Below are 18,170 nucleotides of genomic sequence, written 5' to 3'. Positions count from 1 at the left end.
GACCCTCGTCCGGGCCCTCGTCCGGGCCCCTGTCCGAATCCGCGCACCGTCGCTGGACCGCATTTGCCCAGGCCCCCGCGTCCTGCAAAAGTTCGTTCGATTGCCGGGTTGGTGGGGGGAGTTCCGCGTGGGGTTCGACGAGGAGTGGGGCCGGCTGCGCGCCGAGGCGGCCGGCAGGGCCACCGCCGAGCAGACGCCGACGGCTGTGGGCGGGCCGCCGGCGCGGGACCGGCTGGCGGAGTTCCGCGGCCGGGTGGTGCTCGTTCCGCACGACGAGCACGGCGGGCTGTGGACGGCCCCGCTCGGCGGCCTGGACTGGATCTGCGCCTTCTCGGACGAGGAGGCGCTGGCACGCTTCGCCCAGGCCCGGGACGAGACGGACCGCGCGTGGGACTTCCGGCGGGTGCCCGGGGCCTGGCTGCTGGACGAGGTGATACCGGCGCTGGACTTCCCGTGCGGGGTCGCGCTGGACCCGGCGGGTCCCGACGGCACGGTGTTCCCGCCCGTACGCGGGATCGTGCCCGACTCCGCCGCGCTGGACGGCGGGGCGACGGCATGAGCGGCGAGCAGGGCGAACTCGATGTGTCGAAGGCGGCACTGGGACAGATCGCCAAGGGCATCACGGACACCCTGTCGGAGCTGAAGGAGCTCGGCTCGGTCGGAACGGCGAGCATGGGCGGCGGCTTCACGGAGCTGAAGCTCTCGGGCATGCAGACCGGCCACGAGGCCCTGACCACCATGCTGGACGCGTTCTGCGAGCGGTGGGGCTGGGGAGTGCGCGCGCTGGTCCAGGAGGCGAACGGGTTCGCGGCGGGCGTGGGCCTGTCGGCCGGCCTGGTCCACGAGCAGGACCAGTACATCCAGGGCGGTTTCAAGGTCATGGCCAACGCCGTCCTCGGCGGCGATCCGCACGCGTCCGAGCAGGAGGTCACGGGCAAGGACTGGGGCGAGGTCCTCGCTTCCAATCCCTACACCAGCTTCCGGGACGCCGACTTCAGCGCCGAGTCGGCCCTCAAGTCCAAGGAGGCCACCGACCGGGCCTGGGCACAGGCCTGGGAGGACATCGCCCCGCGCCGGGAGATCGACCCCTCCAAGCTCGCCGAGCTCAGCCGCGACCGGGACGGCGGTGAGCAGCGGTGACCGACTGGGAAGCCCTCGCGGACAAGGGCCTGGGGCAGCTGGGCACCGTCTGGACCGCCGCGAAGAAGAAGGCCGGCGAAGGCGTCGACAGGGCCACCGACGAGATCGGCGGCATCCTCCACAAGGCCGGCAAGGACCGCTGGGCCGACGACATCGAGGACCTCGGCGACGGCCTCGCCTCCCGGCTCGGCGCGTCCGTGGCCGAACAGCAGCTGGGCCAGACCGAGCAGGCCGACGAACTCGTACACGGCTCACCGGCCGCCCTCCGCGCCTCGGCCTCGCACATGAAGGACTTCCAGGCCTCGTTCGACAAGGTCGGCCAGGGCATGAAGGCGCTGGACGCCGGCAGTTGGAAGGGCGCGGCGGCCGACGCGTTCCGCGGGGCGTTCGCCGTACATCCGGCCAAGTGGCTGCACGCCGCCGAGGCCTGCCAGAAGGCGGGGGACGCGCTCACCCGGTACGCGGACACGGTGGAGTGGGCCCAGAAGCAGGCGGCCCAGGCCGTCGAGCTGTACCGGAAGGCCCTCAAGGCCCACGAGGACGCCGCCAGCGCCTACGCCAAGGCCGTCGACACCTACCAGGCCACCGCCAAGTCGGGAAAGAACCCGGGGCCGGTGCCGACCAGGCCGGACAACGTCGGGGCCGCGGAGGCCAAGGCCGCCCAGGAGATCCTCACGGAAGCCCGCCGGCAGCGCGACGAGGCCGCCGCCGGCGCGGCGTCCGCCCTCTCGGCCGCGATGGAACACGCCCCGGCCAAGCCCTCGCCGCGCGAGAAGGCCATGGCCGCGGTCACCGACCACGCCGCCGCCGCGTCCGTGGAGCTCTCCCACTTCGGCGGAGGGGTCGTCAAGGGAACCGCCGGGGTGATCGACTTCGCCCGCAGCGTGTCCCCGTTCGACAGCTACAACCTGACCCACCCCGCCGAGTACCAGCAGAACCTCGGCATGACACTGGCCGGTCTGGTCTCGGCCCCCGCCCACCCCGACCGCATCGCCAACGCCTTCGTCGAACCCTTCCGGACCGACTTCGCCGAGGGCACCGGCCGGCTCCTGCCGGAGCTGCTGGGCACGGAAGGCTTCGGCGGTGCGGCCAAGGGGGCCCGCGCCGGGGCACGGGTGGCGGAGGAGGCGGCGGGGAGCGCGGCCGCCAAGGAGGCCCGCGCGGCCCAGCAGGCGCAGCCGGAGGCCTCCGCCCGCTCCCAGGAGCAGAAGGTGTGCCGCGAGGACCCGGTCGACGTGGCGACGGGACGCATGGTCCTGCCGCAGACCGACGTCGTCCTCCCGGGCCCCCTCCCCCTCGTCTTCACCCGCACCTTCGAGTCCTCGTACCGGGCGGGACGCTGGTTCGGCCCGTCGTGGGCGTCGACCGTGGACCAGCGCCTGGAACGCGACGAGGACGGGCTGGTGCTCGTCCGCGAGGACGGCAGCCTGCTCGCCTACCCGCACCCCGAGCCGGGGATCCCCGTACTCCCCGACCACGGGCAGCGCTGGCCCCTGACCCTCGACGCGGACGGCGGGTACACGGTCACGGACCCGGAGACCGGCCACGTCCGCCACTTCTGCGAGGACGGCCGCCTCCTCCAGCTCGAAGACCGGTCGGGCGCCTGGATCACCTTCGACTACGACGAGTCCGGCGCCCCAGCCTCTCTCGTCCACAGCGGTGGATACGAACTCCGCCTCGCCTCGGCGGAGGGCCGGATCACGGCCCTGTCCCTCGCCGACGGCACGCGGATCCTGCGGTACGCGTACACGGACGGCCACCTCACGGCGGTCACCAACTCCTGTGGCCGCCCGCTCCGTTTCGGCTACGACGAGCTCGGCCGGATGACGTCCTGGACCGACTCCAACGACCGGCACTTCGACTACGTCTACGACGACCAGCACCGTTGCACCGCACAGTCGGGCACCAACGGGCACCTGAACGTCCGCTTCGCGTACGAGCCGGGCCTCACCACCCTCACCGACTCCCTGGGCCACACCACCCGTTTCCTGATCAACGAGCGGGCGCAGGTCACCGCCGAGACCGACCCCACGGGCGCGACGACGCGGTCCACGTACGACGCCTACAACCGCCTCCTGAGCCGCACGGACCCCCTCGGCCACACGACGCACTTCACGTACGACGAGGACGGCCGCCTGACGACGGTGACCCGCCCGGACGGCCGCACGGTCCGGGCGGAGTACAACGCCTTCGGCCAGCCGCTGAAGATCATCCAGCCGGACGGCCGCGTCCACCTCACCACGTACGACGCCGTCGGCAACCGCACCTCGTACACCGCCCCGGACGGCACCACGACCCGCTTCGCGTACGACACCCACGGCCACCTGTCGGCGGTGACGAACGCCCTGGGCCACACCACGACGGTGCAGTGCGACCGCACGGGCCAGGTGTCGGCCACCACGGACCCCCTGGGCGCGACCACCACCTACGAGCGCGACCCCTTCGGCCGTCCGACCGCGGTCACGGACCCCCTGGGCCACACCACCCGCCTGGCCTGGAGCGTGGAGGGCCGCCTCCTCCGCCGGGAGAACCCCGACGGCACCGCGGAATCCTGGACCTACGACGGCGAGGGCAACTGCCTGACCCACACGGACGCGATCGGCGGCGCCACGGTCTCCGAGTACGGCGACTTCGACCTCCTCACCGCCCGCACCGGCCCCGACGGCGCCCGCTACACCTTCGACCACGACACGCAACTCCGCCTCACGCGCGTCACGAACCCCCAGGGCCTGACGTGGACGTACGCCTACGACGGCGCGGGCCGCCTGTCCCGCGAAACGGACTTCGACGGCCGCACCCTCACGTACGGGTACGACGCATCGGGCCTCCTCGCCTCCCGCACCAACACCATCGGCGAAACCACCTCCTTCGAACACAACGCGCTGGGCCAGGTGGTCCGCAAGGACGCGGCCGGCCTGGTCACCACCTACGCGTACGACGCGTTCGACGCCCTCGCGGCAGCGGCCTCTCCCGAGTCCACGGTCAGCTGGTTCCGCGACGCCGCCACGGGGCGCCTCCTCTCGGAGACGGTGAACGGCCGCACCCTCACGTACGGCTACGACACCCTGGGCCGCCGCACCAGCCGCACGACTCCCACCGGCCCCTCGTCCCACTGGACGTACGACGCGTCCGGCCGCCGCAGCTCCCTGACCACAGCGGGCCGCATCCTGTCCTTCGAGCGCGACGCGGCGGGCCATGAGCTGGCCCGGAGCCTGGGCCCGTCCTTCTCCCTCACCCACGAGTACGACGCGATGGGCCGCCGCACCGCCCAATCGGTCACCGGCCAGGACGGCCGCACCCTCCAGCGGCGCGGCTACGGCTACCGCGCCGACGGCTACCTGACCGGCATCGACGACTCCCTCACCGGCCCGCGCACCTTCGCCCTGGACGCGGCGGCACGCGTCACCGCCGTGGACGCGGCGAACTGGTCGGAGCGCTACGCGTACGACGAGGCCGGCAACCAGACCAGCGCCTCCTGGCCGACGCGCCACCCGGGTTCGGAAGCCCACGGCGAACGCGCCTACACGGGCACCCGCATCACCCGCGCCGGCTCGGTCCGCTACGAACACGACGCGCTGGGCCGCGTCACCCTCCGCCAGAAGACCCGCCTCTCGCGCAAGCCGGACACCTGGCGCTACGAGTGGGACGCGGAGGACCGCCTGACCGGGGTCACCACCCCGGACGGCACCCGCTGGCGCTACACCTACGACCCCTTGGGCCGCCGCACGTCCAAGCAGCGCCTCTCCCCGACGGGCGAGGTCGCGGAGGAAACCCTCTTCACCTGGGACGGCACCACCCTCTGCGAGGAAACCAGCGGCGGGGTCACCCTCACCTGGACCCACCAGGGCCTGCACCCCGTCACCCAGACGGAACGCATCGACCAGCCGGAGATCGACGACCGCTTCTTCGCGATCGTCACCGACCTGATCGGCACCCCCACCCACCTCCTGGCGGAGGACGGCACCACGGCGTGGCACACCCGCACCACCCTGTGGGGCACCACAACCTGGAACCGCGACGCCACGGCCTACACCCCCCTCCGCTTCCCGGGCCAGTACTACGACCCCGAATCAGGCCTCCACCACAACCACTTCCGCACCTACGACCCCGAAACGGCCCGCTACCTCACCCCGGACCCCCTGGGCCTCACCCCAGCCCCGAACCCGGCGACGTACGTCACCAACCCCCACACCTGGTCGGACCCGCTGGGGCTGGTCCCATGTCCGATTCCTTGGTCCAGCGGTAGCGTTTCATCAGCAGTGCGAGCAATCGACGACGGATCGACGCAAATCAGTGTCGCATCCCGGAGCGAGGCGGAGGAAATCTACCTCGGCAAATTCCACGGCGAAGGATATCGAAATGCGGAGGGATTCGACGGAAAGGGAACTCGTCAGTATTTTGGATCCAAGAGCGGAACCTACCATTGGGACGATAAGCTAGGGGACGACGGCCGAGTCTTGGGTCACGGGGAAGGAAACAGGGACGGCGACCGACCCCATCTGCAAATACACACCTACGAAGACTCCCCCTACAAGGGGGCAATCATACGAATCTTCTGGGGAGAGGCGAGGTGACAAGATCGTGAGAACCGAGGTAGCCAACCGCCTGACTATGTCGCGCGCTACGGTCTCGGCCAGGCGCAAGGCCAGCTCGGATGAGCTGTACGCATGGGTCTGGGTGTTCCCAGCACGCGACGGCACCTATCGCGTCTCGACTGTCGAGATCCCCAAGAACCTGGTGGATGACGATGAATGCTTTGCGGAAGAAGATCTCTCACGAGAGCACATCTGCACCGTAGGGCATCTATCGGAAGTCGAGGAAGTGGTCAGGAGGATGGGAGTAGACCCGGACAGCTTGGATGCCCCGTGGAAGAATGATTTCCCTTTGTAGCTGGGGCGGGTAGGTGGGTTACATCCGAGCCCTCAAAGGGCCGGGATTGCGGTACACGGGGACACATGGAAGCCACCTGCAAGTACCGGTTCGTGCGGGGCGGGATCGGCCTCGCCTCCGACATCTCCTCGGGCTAACCACAGGGGACGTCAACCGGAAGGACGCGGCCTGGCTGTCCTTCGGGATGCCCCTGTACGCCGTGAGCCTCTCTGCCCCCCTCAGGGGGGCCATCGGGGCATCGGCATCGGCTCCTTCGTACACCCCGGCGCCGACTACCCGCAGCGCGTGCACCTTGCGGACCAGGGCCGTCGCGTTGGCGGCGGGCGGGCCCCAGCGGGGCGGGTCGAGGTCGTCGAGGGTGCGGCCGAGGTGGAGGAGGCGGTCCATGGCCCGAACGGTAACGGGGGCTGTCGGTCAGGGCGTCGCGGCGGCGGGCCTGAAGGACTGGCGGTAGGGCGTCGGGGAGACGCCCAGGGTGGCCGGCAGGTGTTGGCGCAGGGGCGCCGAGGTGCCGAAGCCCGCCTGGGCGGCGACCTGGTCCACCGGGAGGGCGGTGGTTTCCAGGAGGCGGCGGGCGGGGTCCACGCGGCGTTGGGCCGGCCACTGGCCCGGCGGCCTGCCGACCTCCTCCGCGAAGCGGCGGGCGAAGGTGCGCACGCTCATGCGGGCGTGGTCCGGCGGCCGCGCCGGGGTTAACCGCTCGTCCAGTTGCTGGAGGGCCCAGGCGCGGGCCGGGGCCGTGGTGAACGGCCGGGGGCTAGGACACGGCGGCTCCTTCCAGGAAGGGTTCCAGGGCGGCGCGCAGGGCGGCCGGCTGGTCGTAGTGGACGTAGTGGCCCGCGTCCGGGATCTCGGCGTACTGGCCCGCCGGGAGGACGCGGACCATCTCCTGGGCTTCGGCGCGGCCCAGCTCGCCGTCCAGGGCGCGGACGACGAGGGTGGGGCAGCGGACCTGGGCCAGCTCCTCCCAGTGCGCGTCGTGGACCCAGGTCTCGCGGACGGTCAGCATCTGGCTGCGGGAGAAGAGCGGGCGCCAGCCGTCCGGGGCCCGGTGCATCACCTCGGCGAAGAAGGCGCCCCGGCCGGGGTCGGGGCGCTCGACCCGGGGGTCGTCCTCGCCGAACCAGCGGCGGGCGGCGTCCTGCGTGGGGAAGGGCAGCGGCCAGCGGCGGAACCACTCCTGCCACTCCTGCTGCGAGGCCTCGCCGAGCGCGGAGGCCCGCATGTCGCAGATGACCAGGGCCTGGACCAGATCGGGGCGCCGGGCGGCGAGCTGCCAGCCGGTGAGGGCGCCCATGGAGTGGCCGATGAGGATGACGGGGCCGAGCCCGAGCTGTTCGACGACGGCCTCGGCGTCGGCGACGAAGGCCTCGCGGCTCAGGCGCGCGGGCCGGTCGGGGCCGGGGGCGGGATGGCCGCTGTGGCCGTGGCCGCGCTGGTCGAGGGCGATGACCCGGCGGTGCTCGCCCAGCCAGCGCGCGGTGCCGGCCCAGTGGAGGGCGCGGCCCATCAGACCGTGGAGTAACAGGACCGCCGGTTTCCGTGGCTCGGCGGGCGGGTCCCGGAACTCCCAGGCGGCCAGGCGTACGCCGTCGGCACCTGTGACATCGATGCGCTGTACCACCGGAGATGCACCCCCTTCGCTCCCGGCCAGACTATCGAACCCGCATTCGAAAACGGGCGTCTCGCCGACAACACCGCTCTTTCGAGTGACCTTGCTCAAGGATTGACCGCCGCTGCCGATGGAGATCCTTTCAGCAGGGAGGCGGGCCGCTCGGGGAAGACGGTCCGAAGGGGATGACCTTGAGAGCTCGGGGCTCCAGGTCAGCAAGGGGAGGATCGGTCCCGGCGCCGGAAGGCGCCGGGACCGCCTTGCTTCCGCCGGCCGGCGGCGCCTGGCCGCCGGCCGTCAACACCCTCGGGACGTCAGCCTGACCGCTCCGTCTTCGGCTTCCGCTCTGTCTTCGGCTTCGGCTTCCGCTTCGGCCTCAGCGCTTGGCGACGAACACGTGCGAGGCGATCTCCGCGTCCAGCTCGGCGGCCTCGCCGCCGCTGCCGACCAGCACCCCGCCCGGGGACTCGGTCACGCTCACGACGGAGCCGGGCTGCACGCCCGCCCGGCGCAGCGTGTACATCAGCTGGGCGTCGGTCTGGATCGGCTCGCCGATCCGGCGCACGACCACCGTCTTGCCCTCGGTACCCGGGTCCAGGTCGGACAGGCTCAGCATGCCGTCCTCCAGGAACGGGTCCGCCTCGGCCTTCTCCCCCAGCTCCTCCAGGCCCGGGATCGGGTTCCCGTACGGGGACTCGGTCGGGTGGCGCAGCAGCTCCAGCACCCGCCGCTCCACCGCCTCGCTCATGACGTGCTCCCAGCGGCAGGCCTCCGCGTGCACCTGCTCCCACTCCAGGCCGATGACGTCGACGAGGAGGCACTCCGCGAGGCGGTGCTTGCGCATCACGCGCGTCGCGAGCTTGCGGCCCTCCTCCGTCAGCTCCAGGTGCCGGTCGCTGGCCACCGCGACCAGCCCGTCACGCTCCATGCGCGCCACCGTCTGGCTCACCGTCGGGCCGCTCTGGTCGAGCCGCTCGGCGATCCGGGCGCGCATGGGGACCACACCTTCCTCTTCCAGCTCCAGGATGGTGCGGAGATACATCTCCGTGGTGTCGATCAGTCCGGACATTCGTGCCCCTCGGATTGCGTGCGCTGGCCCTGTCCCCAATTCTGACGCATCGGGCCGACAACCGTCCCGCGTCGAGCACCCCCGAACGTCAAGGCGTGTACGGGACATCCGGCCGGAGCGCGCCCGCAGCCGGATCGACGGCCGTATTGACACGCGCTTGGTCCAGACCGCACGGTGAGCGGCGGACCACGGCGGACCACGGCGGCGGCATCCGCCGCACACCCGACACCCCACACCCTGGAAGGGCCTACGGCGTATGAGCGAGAGCAAGCTGGCCGGGCAGTTCTTCGACGCGGCCATCGGCCTGCTGGAGCGGGTGCGTGACGAGGAGGGCCCGCGGATCAGCGAGGCCGGGACCGTGATCGCCGAGGCCGTGGCCTCCGGGAACCGGCTCTTCGCCTTCGGCGCCGGGCACTCCTCGCTCCCCGCGCAGGACGTGGTCTACCGGGCCGGGGGGCTCGCGCTGATGAACTTCCTCGCCGTCCCCGGCACGGCGGGCGTCGACGTCATGCCGGCGACGCTGGGCAGCGCGCTGGAACGCGTCGACGGGCTCGCCGGGGCGGTCCTGGACAGCAGCCCCGCCTCGGCGGGGGACGTCCTCGTCATCATCTCGCTGTCCGGGCGCAACGCCCTGCCGGTCGAGATGGCGATGAACGCGCGCGCGATCGGGCTGAAGGTCATCGGCGTGACGTCGGTGGCGTACGCGACGGGGACGAAGTCACGGCACGTCTCGGGCACCTTCCTGAAGGACCACTGCGACATCGTGCTCGACAGCAAGATCGCGGTCGGTGACGCCGAGCTGTCGCTGGACGGCATCGACGCGCCGTTCGCTCCCGCGTCGACGGTGGTGACGAGCGCGATCATGCAGGCGGTGATGGCGGCCGCCGCCGGGGAACTGGTGGCGCGGGGGGTGGAGCCGCCGCTGCTGAGGTCGGGGAACGTGGACGGCGGGCACGAGTGGAACGGGCGCGTCATGCAGGAGTACCGGGACCGGATCTTCTTCCGGCACTAGCCCGGTGCCCTGGCCGGCGGGGGCGGGGGGGTGGCCGCTGCGCGGGGCCGTCCCCTACCCGCCCTTCCACCGTTCCCTGGGGGCTCCGCCCCCAGACCCCCGCGCCTCAAACTCCCCCAGCTACCGCTGGGAGGTGCCCCCAGGCGGGGCTGGATTTCGCGCAGCGAATCAGGCGGGACGGGCGGCCAGCTCGAGGTCCGCCGCCACGCGGGACGCCACCTCCTCCGCGTACAGGGCGTCCGTGCGGTCGAATGCCGGGCGGGACGGGCCGCGGAGGAAGGTCAGGGCGCCCAGGGTGCGGCCGCGGCAGCGGAGGACCGCGCACAGGGCGTGCGTCGCGCCCGGGGGCCACTGGCGGGAGCGGGCCCACGCCTCCGCCGCCTCGCCGGCCGGGGCGCTGGCCCGGACCGGGCCGATCCGGTCCAGGGCCTGGAGCGCCGGGTGCGCGGCCTCGTACCGCACCGGGATCGCCCCCGGCCCGGGCAGCAGCACCGCCAGCCCCGACGGGGACACCGCCGAGCGGACCAGGCGCCCGCCCGCGCCCGGCTCCAGTACGTCGAGCAGTACGTGCTCCGCGAAGCCGGCCAGCGCGAAGTCCAGCCGTACGGCGGCCGCCTCCGCCGGGTCCTCGCACTCGGCGGCGGCCCGCCCCGCCCGGTACAGCTGGTGGGCCCGGAACCGCAGCTGCCCGGTGTCCAGCTCGGCCTGCCGGGCCTCGGTGACGTCCTGGAACAGCCACCCCACGCCCAGCGGTACCGGCTCCTCCGCGAGCGGCGACCCCAGCCGCAGGAACCCGCACCGCCAGCACCGCCGCCGCACCCCCTCCGGCGTCCGCACCGACACCCACAGCTCCAGCGGCGCCGGCGGCGCGCCCTCGGCCAGTACGTGCTGGAGCGCGCCCTCCAGTTCCTCGACGCCCTGCTCCAGCAGGTCCCCGAGCGGCCGCCCGAGCAGCGCGCTGCGCCCGGCTCCGAAGGCGCGGGCGGCGTGCGCGTTGACCACCGCCGGGCGCAGGTCCACGTCGACGAGGACGACCCCCCAGGAGGCGTCGTCCATCAGGGCCTCGCTGAGGGCGATGGAGCGTTCCAGGTCGATCTGGGCGTGGACCTCGCTGAAGGCGCAGTAGACCCCGGCCGGTTTCCCGTCGGCGCCGGGCACCCCGGCGGACTGGGTCCGTACGAGGATCCGTCCGCCGTCCTTGGTCAGCAGGGCGAACTCGTGCACCTGCCGGCCCGGCGCGTCCTGCGCGGACATCAGCCGGTCCTGTACGTCCTCCGCGTCGGCGGCCCGGACCGCCCAGCCGGCGAACCCGCGCCGTCCCACCGCCTCGGCGGCGCTCCAGCCGAGGATCCGCTCGGCCTCGCGGTTCCAGTGGGTGATCACGCCGTCGGAGTCGAACGCGCACAGGGCGGCGTCCATCCCGTCGAGCAGCGCTGCGAGCAGATCGTCGGCGGTGTCACTACGTCCGGAAGCACTCACCTGGCACCCCCTGCAGGTGTTCGCGTGTGCGGCACGTCAGATCATTGAACTGGAACGTGACCCAGGCCACACCCGCTTCCCGGAAACCTCCCGGAATGTCCGCCCGGAAACCCGCGCGTTAAATCGCTTGAGGGCTCCGGAACGCCGACCTAGGCTCTGCTTTACACGAGAAGGGAGGTGGTTCCCGAAATGTACGGAAACCGGACGCGTGAGGTGGCTGCGGGCTAAGGGCCCGTCGTCAGCAACGCACCCAGTGCGGTGCCCGGCGGAAACGCCCGGCGCCAATCCCGAGCAGTCACCCGACCCGCGGTCTCGCCGGCACGTCCGGCCGGCTCCTCTCACTGCAGGAGAGGAACCCGAGACCGCGGGTCGCCTGCGTTCAGGGTCACCCCCGCGCGCCGACGGCCCCGCTACGGGCAGAGCCGCTCCACGCGCCACTCGTCGCCCTCCAGCACGTACCGCAGCCGGTCGTGCAGCCGGTTCTCGTGCCCCTGCCAGAACTCCAGCGCGTCGGGCAGCACCCGCAGCCCGCCCCACTCCGGCGGCACCGGCACCTGCTCCCCCTCCGGATACCGCGCCGCCAGCTCCGCGTAACGGCGGTCCAGCTCGGCCCGCGAGCCGATCACCTCGGACTGCGCGCTCGCCCACGCCCCCAGCTGCGAGCCGTGCGGACGCGACCGGAAGTAGGCGGCCGTCTCGTCGCGGCCGATCCGCTCGGCCCGGCCCGTGACGATCACCTGCCGGGCGATCGGGTGCCAGGGGAAGAGCAGCGAGACGTAGGGGTTCTCGTCGATCTCCCGCACCTTGCGGGAGCCGTAGTTGGTGAAGAAGACGAAGCCCCGCGAGTCGAACTGCTTCAGCAGCACCGTCCGCGAGCTGGGCCGGCCCCCGGCGGTGGCGGTCGAGACGACCATCGCGTTGGGTTCGAAGAGGTGCGAGTCGGCCGCCTGCTGGAACCACAGGGCGAACTGCGCCATCGGATCGTCGGCGAGGCCCGCCTCCTCGACGATCTCGGAGCGGTACTGCTTGCGCATGACGGCGGGGTCAATGTCCTGATCGGTCACACGGTCATCCTGCCGCAGTACGCCGGGCACCGGTGTGCCGTATGTCACGCTTCCGCACGCCCACCGGAACGGACAAAATCTTGGGGCCGGTCCGAGGGTTCCCGCACGGATGACCTTCGGCCGCGCCGGGCATCAACGGGGATGACCGCGTCGGACCGCGAACCACGCCGGGAACCGCGCGTGTTCGCACTACCTGAGGAGCCGCCTGATGTCCGATTTCGTACCCGGACTCGAAGGGGTCGTCGCGTTCGAGACGGAGATCGCCGAGCCGGACAAGGAAGGCGGATCGCTCCGCTACCGGGGGGTGGACATCGAAGACCTGGTCGGCCACGTCTCCTTCGGGAACGTCTGGGGCCTCCTGGTCGACGGTGCGTTCAACCCCGGCCTGCCCGCCGCCGAACCCTTCCCCATCCCGGTCCACTCCGGCGACATCCGCGTCGACGTGCAGTCCGCGCTGGCCATGCTCGCCCCCGTGTGGGGTCTGAAACCGCTCCTCGACATCGACGAGCGGACCGCCCGCGACGACCTCGCCCGGGCCGCCGTCATGGCGCTGTCGTACGTCGCCCAGTCCGCCCGCGGCCAGGGCCTGCCCATGGTGCCGCAGCGCGAGATCGACAAGGCCGAGTCCGTCGTCGAGCGGTTCATGATCCGCTGGCGGGGCGAGCCCGACCCCAAGCACGTCAAGGCCGTCGACGCCTACTGGACCTCCGCCGCCGAGCACGGCATGAACGCCTCCACCTTCACGGCCCGCGTCATCGCCTCGACGGGAGCCGACGTCGCCGCCGCCCTGTCGGGTGCCGTGGGCGCCATGTCCGGGCCGCTGCACGGCGGCGCGCCGTCCCGCGTCCTGGGCATGATCGAGGAGATCGAGCGCACCGGCGACGCCGTGGCCTACGTGAAGAAGGCCCTCGACAAGGGCGAGCGGCTGATGGGCTTCGGCCACCGCGTCTACCGCGCCGAGGACCCCCGCGCCCGCGTGCTGCGCCGCACCGCCAAGGAGCTGGACGCCCCGCGCTACGAGGTCGCCGCCGCCCTGGAGAAGGCCGCGCTGGAGGAACTGCACGCCCGCCGCCCCGACCGGGTCCTCGCCACCAACGTGGAGTTCTGGGCCGCGATCATGCTGGACTTCGCGGAGGTCCCGGCGCACATGTTCACCTCCATGTTCAGCTGCGCCCGCACCGCCGGCTGGTCGGCGCACATCCTGGAGCAGAAGCGCACGGGCCGCCTGGTGCGGCCGTCGGCGCGGTACGTGGGCCCGGGCCGCCGGGACCCCCGCGACATCGAGGGCTACGCGGACATCGCCGCCACCGCCTGAGGTCCCGCCGTCCTGGGCGCCGCATCCCGAACGGGGTGCGGCGCCCTCGCGCGTTCCCGGCCGTTCACCCCAGGGCGGCGTCGATCAGCTTCGACCACTGGGCGACCACGCGGGCCCGGCGGGCCGCGTCGTCGGTCAGGACGTTGGCCAGGCCCAGGCCGCGGGCCATGTCCAGCAGGCCCTGCACGGTCTCCCGTACGCCCGGCAGCGACTCGTCCGCGCCCAGCAGCTCGACGGCGATCCGGTGGGTCTCCCGGCCGACCCGGGCCTCGAGCTCGACGACCTGGGGGCGCAGCTGCTCCTCGTTGGACGCGGCCACCCACAGCTGGAGCGCGGCGCGGAACAGGGCACCCGTGTACAGGTCGACCAGGGCCTCGACGACGGCGGCGCGGGGGCGCGGGGCCGGGGTGGTCTGGAAGAGCTCCCGCAGGGCGGTGGAGCGTTCCTCGGAGACGTACTCGACCGCGGCGGTGAAGAGGGACTCGCGGGTCGGGAAGTGGTGCTGGGCCGCCCCGCGCGAGACGCCGGCGCGTTCGGCGACGACGGCGACGGTGGAACCGGCCCAGCCGTGCTCGGCGAGGCAGGACACGGCCGCCTCCAGCAGGTGGCGCCGGGTGACGCGGCTGCGGGCCTGCTTGGGGACGGGGCCGGTCACCGTACCCATGACGGGTCCCGGCGCTCGAAGCGGGCGGTGATGCCCTCGCGGGCCTCGGCGGAGGCGAACAGCCGCGCGGAGAGCTCCGTCAGGCGGGACCCGTCGCGCTCCAGGGCCTCGCGCACGCCGGCCGCGACCATGGCCTTCGTCTCGGCGAGGGCCTGCGGGGACGCCTTGCGGAGTCCGTCGAGGACGGGGGCGAGGGCGGCGTCGACGTCGTCGGCGGCGTGGAGGGTCAGCAGCCCCGTACGGGCGGCCTCGGCTGCGTCGAAGACCTCGGCGGTCAGGAGGTAGCGGGAGGCGGCGCGGGGGTCGAGGCGCGGCAGCACGGTCATGGAGATGACGGCGGGGGCGAGGCCGAGGTGGGTCTCGGTGAAGGCGTACGAGGACTGCGGCCCGGCGGCGGCGATGTCGCAGGCGCCGAGCAGGCCGAGGCCGCCGGCGCGGACGTGCCCGGTGACGCGGGCGACGACCGGCTTGGGCAGGGCGGTGACCTCGCGGAGCAGGGCGAGGAAGTCCTCGGGGGCGCAGGGGGACTTCAGGTCGGCGCCCGCGCAGAAGGTGTTGCCGGTGTGGGTGAGGAGCACGGCCCGGGTGCCGGGGTCGGCGGCCGCCCCGGCCAGGGCCTCGCGGAGCTCGGCGACGAGCCGGGCGGAGAGCGCGTTGCGGTTGGCCGGGGAGTCGAGGGTGAGGGTGGTGATACCGGTCGCCGCCCGGGCGGCGTGCACGAGTGGGGCCATGTCTCCTCCGGAGGGGTCATAGGGCGGACCCGGCCGGCCCCCCTCGGGGGCAGGGTAGCCCTTGCCCCGGCCGGGCGTTCACCAGCACGGACGCGGCCCTCCCGGCCGGCGGCGAGCCGGGTGGGCGGCGTGCGGGGGTCAGTAGGACTTGGGGAGGCCCAGGGTCTGGTGGGAGACGAAGTTGAGGATCATCTCCCGGCTGACCGGGGCGATGCGGGCGACGCGGGACGCCGTGATCAGGGAGGCGAGGCCGTACTCGCGGGTGAGGCCGTTGCCGCCGAGGGTGTGCACCGCCTGGTCCACCGCCCGGACGCACGCCTCCCCCGCCGCGTACTTCGCCATGTTCGCCGCCTCCCCGGCCCCGGCGTCGTCCCCCGCGTCGTAGAGCCCGGCCGCCTTCCGCATCATCAGGCGAGCTAGTTCCAGCTCGATGTGCGCCGCCGCGAGGGGGTGGGCCACGGCCTGGTGGGCGCCGATCGGCTCCTTCCAGACCTGGCGCGTCTTCGCGTACTCCACCGCCCGGCCGAGGGCGTAGCGGCCCATGCCGATGGCGAAGGCCGCCGTCATGACGCGCTCCGGGTTGAGGCCGGCGAAGAGCTGGAGCAGGCCCGCGTCCTCGTCGCCGACCAGTGCGGAGGACGGCAGGCGTACGTCGTCGAGGGTCAGTTCGAACTGCTTCTCCGCCGCCTGGAGTTCCATGTCGATGACCGAGCGGGAGAAGCCGGGGGCGTCCCTCGGAACGATGAACAGGCAGGGCTTGAGGCGGCCCGTACGGGCGTCCTCCGTGCGGCCGACGACGAGGGTGGCGTCGGCGATGTCCACGCCGGAGATGAAGACCTTGCGGCCGGTGAGGATCCAGTCGCCGCCGTCGCGGCGGGCGGTGGTGGTGATGCGGTGGGAGTTGGAGCCGGCGTCGGGCTCGGTGATCCCGAAGGCCATGGTGCGGCTGCCGTCCGCGAGGCCGGGGAGCCAGGCGCTCTTCTGGGCGTCGGTGCCGAAGCGGGCGATGACCGTGCCGCAGATGGCGGGCGAGACCACCATCATGAGGAGGGGACAGCCCGCCGCGCCCAGTTCTTCGAGGACGAGGGAGAGTTCGGCGATGCCACCGCCCCCGCCGCCGTACTCCTCGGGGAGGTTGACGCCGAGGTAGCCGAGCTTGGCGGCGTCCGCCCACAGCTCGTCGGGGTGGCGGCCCTCACGGGCGACGCGGGCGAGGTAGTCGCGGCCGTAGCGCTGCCCGAGGGCGGCTACGGCGGCGCGCAGGGCCTGGTGCTCTTCGGTCTCGATCACTGCTGGTCCTCCTGGACTACGGCGAGCAGGGCGCCGAACTCGACCTGGCGGCCGGTGACGGCGTGGAGCGCGGTGAGCGTGCCGGAGGCGGGGGCGAGGATGCGGTGCTCCATCTTCATGGCCTCCAGCCACAGCAGGGGCTGCCCGGCGGTGACGGTGCTGCCGGGGGCGAGGCCCTCGGCGACGCGGACGACGGTGCCGGGCATGGGGGCGAGCAGGGAGCCCGGTTCGGTGCGGTCCCGGGGATCGGGGAACCGGGGTACGGGCACGAGGGCGTGGGAGCCGAGCACGGAGTCCACGTAGACCGTGTTCGATTTGCGTTTCACGTGGAACATCCGCCGGACGCCCGCCACTTCGAGGGTGACGGCGTCGGGGGTGGCCTCCAGGACACGGACCTGCGGGTCCTCCACCGGGTCGTAGCGGGCCTCGTACTCGGTGCCGGCCACCGTGTAGCGGCGGGTCCGGGGCTGGGAGCGGAGGTTGCGCCAGCCGCCGAGGCGGGCGGCGAGGGGGGCGCCGGGGGCCGGCGCCGCTTCGGCGAGGGCCGCGGCCAGGCAGGCGAGCGCGGGGTCCGGGGCGGCTTCGACGAGGGCGTCGAGGTGGCGTTCGTAGAAGCCGGTGTCGAGCCGGGCGGCGGTGAACTCGGGGTGGCGCAGGGAGCGTACGAGGAGGTCGCGGTTGGTGGTCAGGCCGTGGATCCGGGCCCGGGACAGGGCGTCCGCGAGGATCCGGACCGCCTCCGCGCGGGTCGGGGCGTGGGCGACGACCTTGGCGAGCATGGGGTCGTAGTGGACGCCGACGGCGTCCCCGGCGGTGAAGCCGGTGTCGACGCGGACGTGGCCGGGAAGGTCGAGGGTGTGCAGCACCCCGGTCTGCGGGCGCCAGTCGTGGGCCGGGTCCTCCGCGTAGAGGCGGGCCTCGACGGCGTGGCCGGAGGGCGGGGGCGGGGTGAGGGGCAGGGGCCGGCCCTCGGCGAGGCGCAGCTGGAGGGCGACCAGGTCGAGGCCGAAGACCGCTTCGGTGACGGGGTGTTCCACCTGGAGGCGGGTGTTCATCTCGAGGAAGTACGGACGGCCGTCGGCGCCGACGAGGAACTCGACGGTGCCCGCGCCCCGGTAGGAGACCGCGCGGGCGGCGGCGACGGCGGCCGTGTGCAGGGTCTCGCGCAGGGTGTCCGGCAGGCCGGGGGCGGGGGCCTCCTCGATGACCTTCTGGTGGCGCCGCTGGAGGGAGCAGTCCCGGGTGCCGAGTGCCCAGACGGTGCCGTGGGCGTCGGCGAGGACCTGCACCTCGACGTGCCGTCCGCGTTCCACGTACGGCTCGGCGAAGACCTCGTCGTCCCCGAAGGCCGAGAGGGCCTCGGCCCGGGCCGCCTCCAGGGACTCCTTGAGGGAGTCGAGGTCGCGTACGACGCGCATCCCGCGGCCGCCGCCGCCCGCCGCGGCCTTGAGCAGGAGCGGCAGGTCGGCGGCAGTGGCGGCGGCCGGGTCGACGGGGTCGAGGAGGGGGACGCCGGCGGCGCGCACGAGCTCCTTGGCCCGGGTCTTGGAGGCCATGGCCTCGATGGCCTCGGGCGGCGGGCCGACCCAGGCCAGGCCGGCGTCCAGGACCTGCCGGGCGAAGCCGGCGTTCTCGGAGAGGAAGCCGTACCCGGGGTGCACGGCGTCGGCACCGGCCGCGCGGGCCGCTGCGATCAGCCGGTCGCCGCGCAGGTAGGTGTCGGCGGGCGCGGCTCCGGGCAGCCGGACGGCCGCGTCGGCGTGGCGGACGTGCAGGGCGTCGGCGTCGGGGTCGGAGTGGACGGCGACCGTGGACAGGCCCAGTTCGCGGGCCGTGCGGAAGATCCGGACGGCGATCTCGCCCCGGTTGGCGACGAGGAGGGAGGTGATCGGTGCGGTCATCTG

15 protein-coding genes are annotated in these 18,170 nt (G+C 73.1%); 6 read left to right on the top strand and 9 right to left on the bottom strand.

From position 1 onward, the window contains the following. Nucleotides 1-127 precede the first annotated feature (127 nt). The 4 genes from D1J60_RS19595 to D1J60_RS19580 are packed head-to-tail and all read left to right on the top strand — an operon-like array spanning nucleotide 128 to nucleotide 6,030. The gene (locus tag D1J60_RS19595) at nucleotides 128-559 is read left to right on the top strand and encodes an SseB family protein (protein ID WP_241253326.1); all 432 of its coding nucleotides are present in this window, start codon (nucleotides 128-130) and stop codon (nucleotides 557-559) included. Next, nucleotides 556-1,140, top strand: coding sequence for a hypothetical protein (locus tag D1J60_RS19590; RefSeq protein WP_125821962.1), 585 nt, complete (start codon nucleotides 556-558; stop codon nucleotides 1,138-1,140). The genes D1J60_RS19595 and D1J60_RS19590 overlap by 4 nt, the downstream gene beginning before the upstream one ends. Next, a complete protein-coding gene (locus D1J60_RS19585; RefSeq protein WP_241253325.1) occupies nucleotides 1,137-5,714 on the top strand; it encodes a putative T7SS-secreted protein in 4,578 nt (1,525 codons plus the stop codon). The genes D1J60_RS19590 and D1J60_RS19585 overlap by 4 nt, the downstream gene beginning before the upstream one ends. A gap of 7 nt (nucleotides 5,715-5,721) precedes the next feature. Continuing rightward, the gene (locus D1J60_RS19580; RefSeq protein ID WP_125821961.1) at nucleotides 5,722-6,030 is read left to right on the top strand and encodes a hypothetical protein; all 309 of its coding nucleotides are present in this window, start codon (nucleotides 5,722-5,724) and stop codon (nucleotides 6,028-6,030) included. Nucleotides 6,031-6,444: 414 nt separating this feature from the next. On the opposite strand, the gene D1J60_RS19570 is transcribed toward D1J60_RS19580, so the two are convergent. The 3 genes from D1J60_RS19570 to D1J60_RS19560 all read right to left on the bottom strand — a co-directional run bounded on the left by D1J60_RS19570 (nucleotide 6,445) and on the right by D1J60_RS19560 (nucleotide 8,711). Then, on the bottom strand, nucleotides 6,445-6,693 hold the full coding sequence (locus D1J60_RS19570) for a helix-turn-helix domain-containing protein (RefSeq protein WP_241253324.1): 249 nt from the start codon (nucleotides 6,691-6,693) through the stop codon (nucleotides 6,445-6,447). Between the two features lie 94 nt (nucleotides 6,694-6,787). Further along, the gene (locus tag D1J60_RS19565; protein ID WP_125821959.1) at nucleotides 6,788-7,654 is read right to left on the bottom strand and encodes an alpha/beta hydrolase; all 867 of its coding nucleotides are present in this window, start codon (nucleotides 7,652-7,654) and stop codon (nucleotides 6,788-6,790) included. Between the two features lie 364 nt (nucleotides 7,655-8,018). Then, nucleotides 8,019-8,711, bottom strand: a complete 693-nt coding sequence (locus tag D1J60_RS19560; RefSeq protein WP_125603124.1) for a metal-dependent transcriptional regulator — start codon at nucleotides 8,709-8,711, stop codon at nucleotides 8,019-8,021. A gap of 256 nt (nucleotides 8,712-8,967) precedes the next feature. On the opposite strand from D1J60_RS19560, the gene D1J60_RS19555 reads away from it, so the two are divergent. Next, on the top strand, nucleotides 8,968-9,723 hold the full coding sequence (locus tag D1J60_RS19555; protein ID WP_125603123.1) for an SIS domain-containing protein: 756 nt from the start codon (nucleotides 8,968-8,970) through the stop codon (nucleotides 9,721-9,723). Nucleotides 9,724-9,891: 168 nt separating this feature from the next. Here the strand turns inward: D1J60_RS19555 and D1J60_RS19550 are convergent, their stop codons facing one another. Together D1J60_RS19550 and pdxH are read right to left on the bottom strand one after the other, a co-directional pair. After that, on the bottom strand, nucleotides 9,892-11,202 hold the full coding sequence (locus D1J60_RS19550; RefSeq protein ID WP_125821958.1) for a PAS domain-containing protein: 1,311 nt from the start codon (nucleotides 11,200-11,202) through the stop codon (nucleotides 9,892-9,894). 410 nt (nucleotides 11,203-11,612) lie between these two features. Then, complete coding sequence (gene pdxH, locus D1J60_RS19545; RefSeq protein WP_241253584.1) at nucleotides 11,613-12,236, bottom strand: pyridoxamine 5'-phosphate oxidase; 624 nt, start codon at nucleotides 12,234-12,236, stop codon at nucleotides 11,613-11,615. A 238-nt stretch (nucleotides 12,237-12,474) separates the two neighbouring features. On the opposite strand from pdxH, the gene D1J60_RS19540 reads away from it, so the two are divergent. Further along, a complete protein-coding gene (locus tag D1J60_RS19540; RefSeq protein WP_125603705.1) occupies nucleotides 12,475-13,581 on the top strand; it encodes a citrate synthase 2 in 1,107 nt (368 codons plus the stop codon). A 64-nt stretch (nucleotides 13,582-13,645) separates the two neighbouring features. Here the strand turns inward: D1J60_RS19540 and D1J60_RS19535 are convergent, their stop codons facing one another. From D1J60_RS19535 to D1J60_RS19520, 4 genes are all read right to left on the bottom strand, one after another. After that, nucleotides 13,646-14,245 (bottom strand): TetR/AcrR family transcriptional regulator, encoded by a 600-nt coding sequence (locus D1J60_RS19535; RefSeq protein WP_125821957.1) that lies wholly within the window; start codon nucleotides 14,243-14,245, stop codon nucleotides 13,646-13,648. Then, nucleotides 14,233-14,976, bottom strand: coding sequence for an enoyl-CoA hydratase family protein (locus tag D1J60_RS19530; protein WP_125821956.1), 744 nt, complete (start codon nucleotides 14,974-14,976; stop codon nucleotides 14,233-14,235). Before D1J60_RS19530 ends, D1J60_RS19535 begins: the two co-directional genes overlap by 13 nt. A gap of 138 nt (nucleotides 14,977-15,114) precedes the next feature. Then, nucleotides 15,115-16,266 carry an acyl-CoA dehydrogenase gene (locus tag D1J60_RS19525; RefSeq protein ID WP_125821955.1) on the bottom strand — a complete coding sequence of 384 codons (1,152 nt, stop codon included), beginning with the start codon at nucleotides 16,264-16,266 and terminating at the stop codon, nucleotides 15,115-15,117. Then, on the bottom strand, nucleotides 16,263-18,167 hold the full coding sequence (locus D1J60_RS19520) for a biotin carboxylase N-terminal domain-containing protein (protein ID WP_125821954.1): 1,905 nt from the start codon (nucleotides 18,165-18,167) through the stop codon (nucleotides 16,263-16,265). The genes D1J60_RS19525 and D1J60_RS19520 overlap by 4 nt, the downstream gene beginning before the upstream one ends. Nucleotides 18,168-18,170 lie beyond the last annotated feature (3 nt).

Origin of the sequence: Streptomyces sp. W1SF4 (assembly GCF_003950035.1) — a bacterium.
GTDB classification, from domain to species: Bacteria; Actinomycetota; Actinomycetes; order Streptomycetales; family Streptomycetaceae; genus Streptomyces; species Streptomyces racemochromogenes.
The sequence above is the reverse complement of the archived record's forward strand: the minus strand, read 5'-3'. Positions and strand labels throughout refer to the sequence as shown.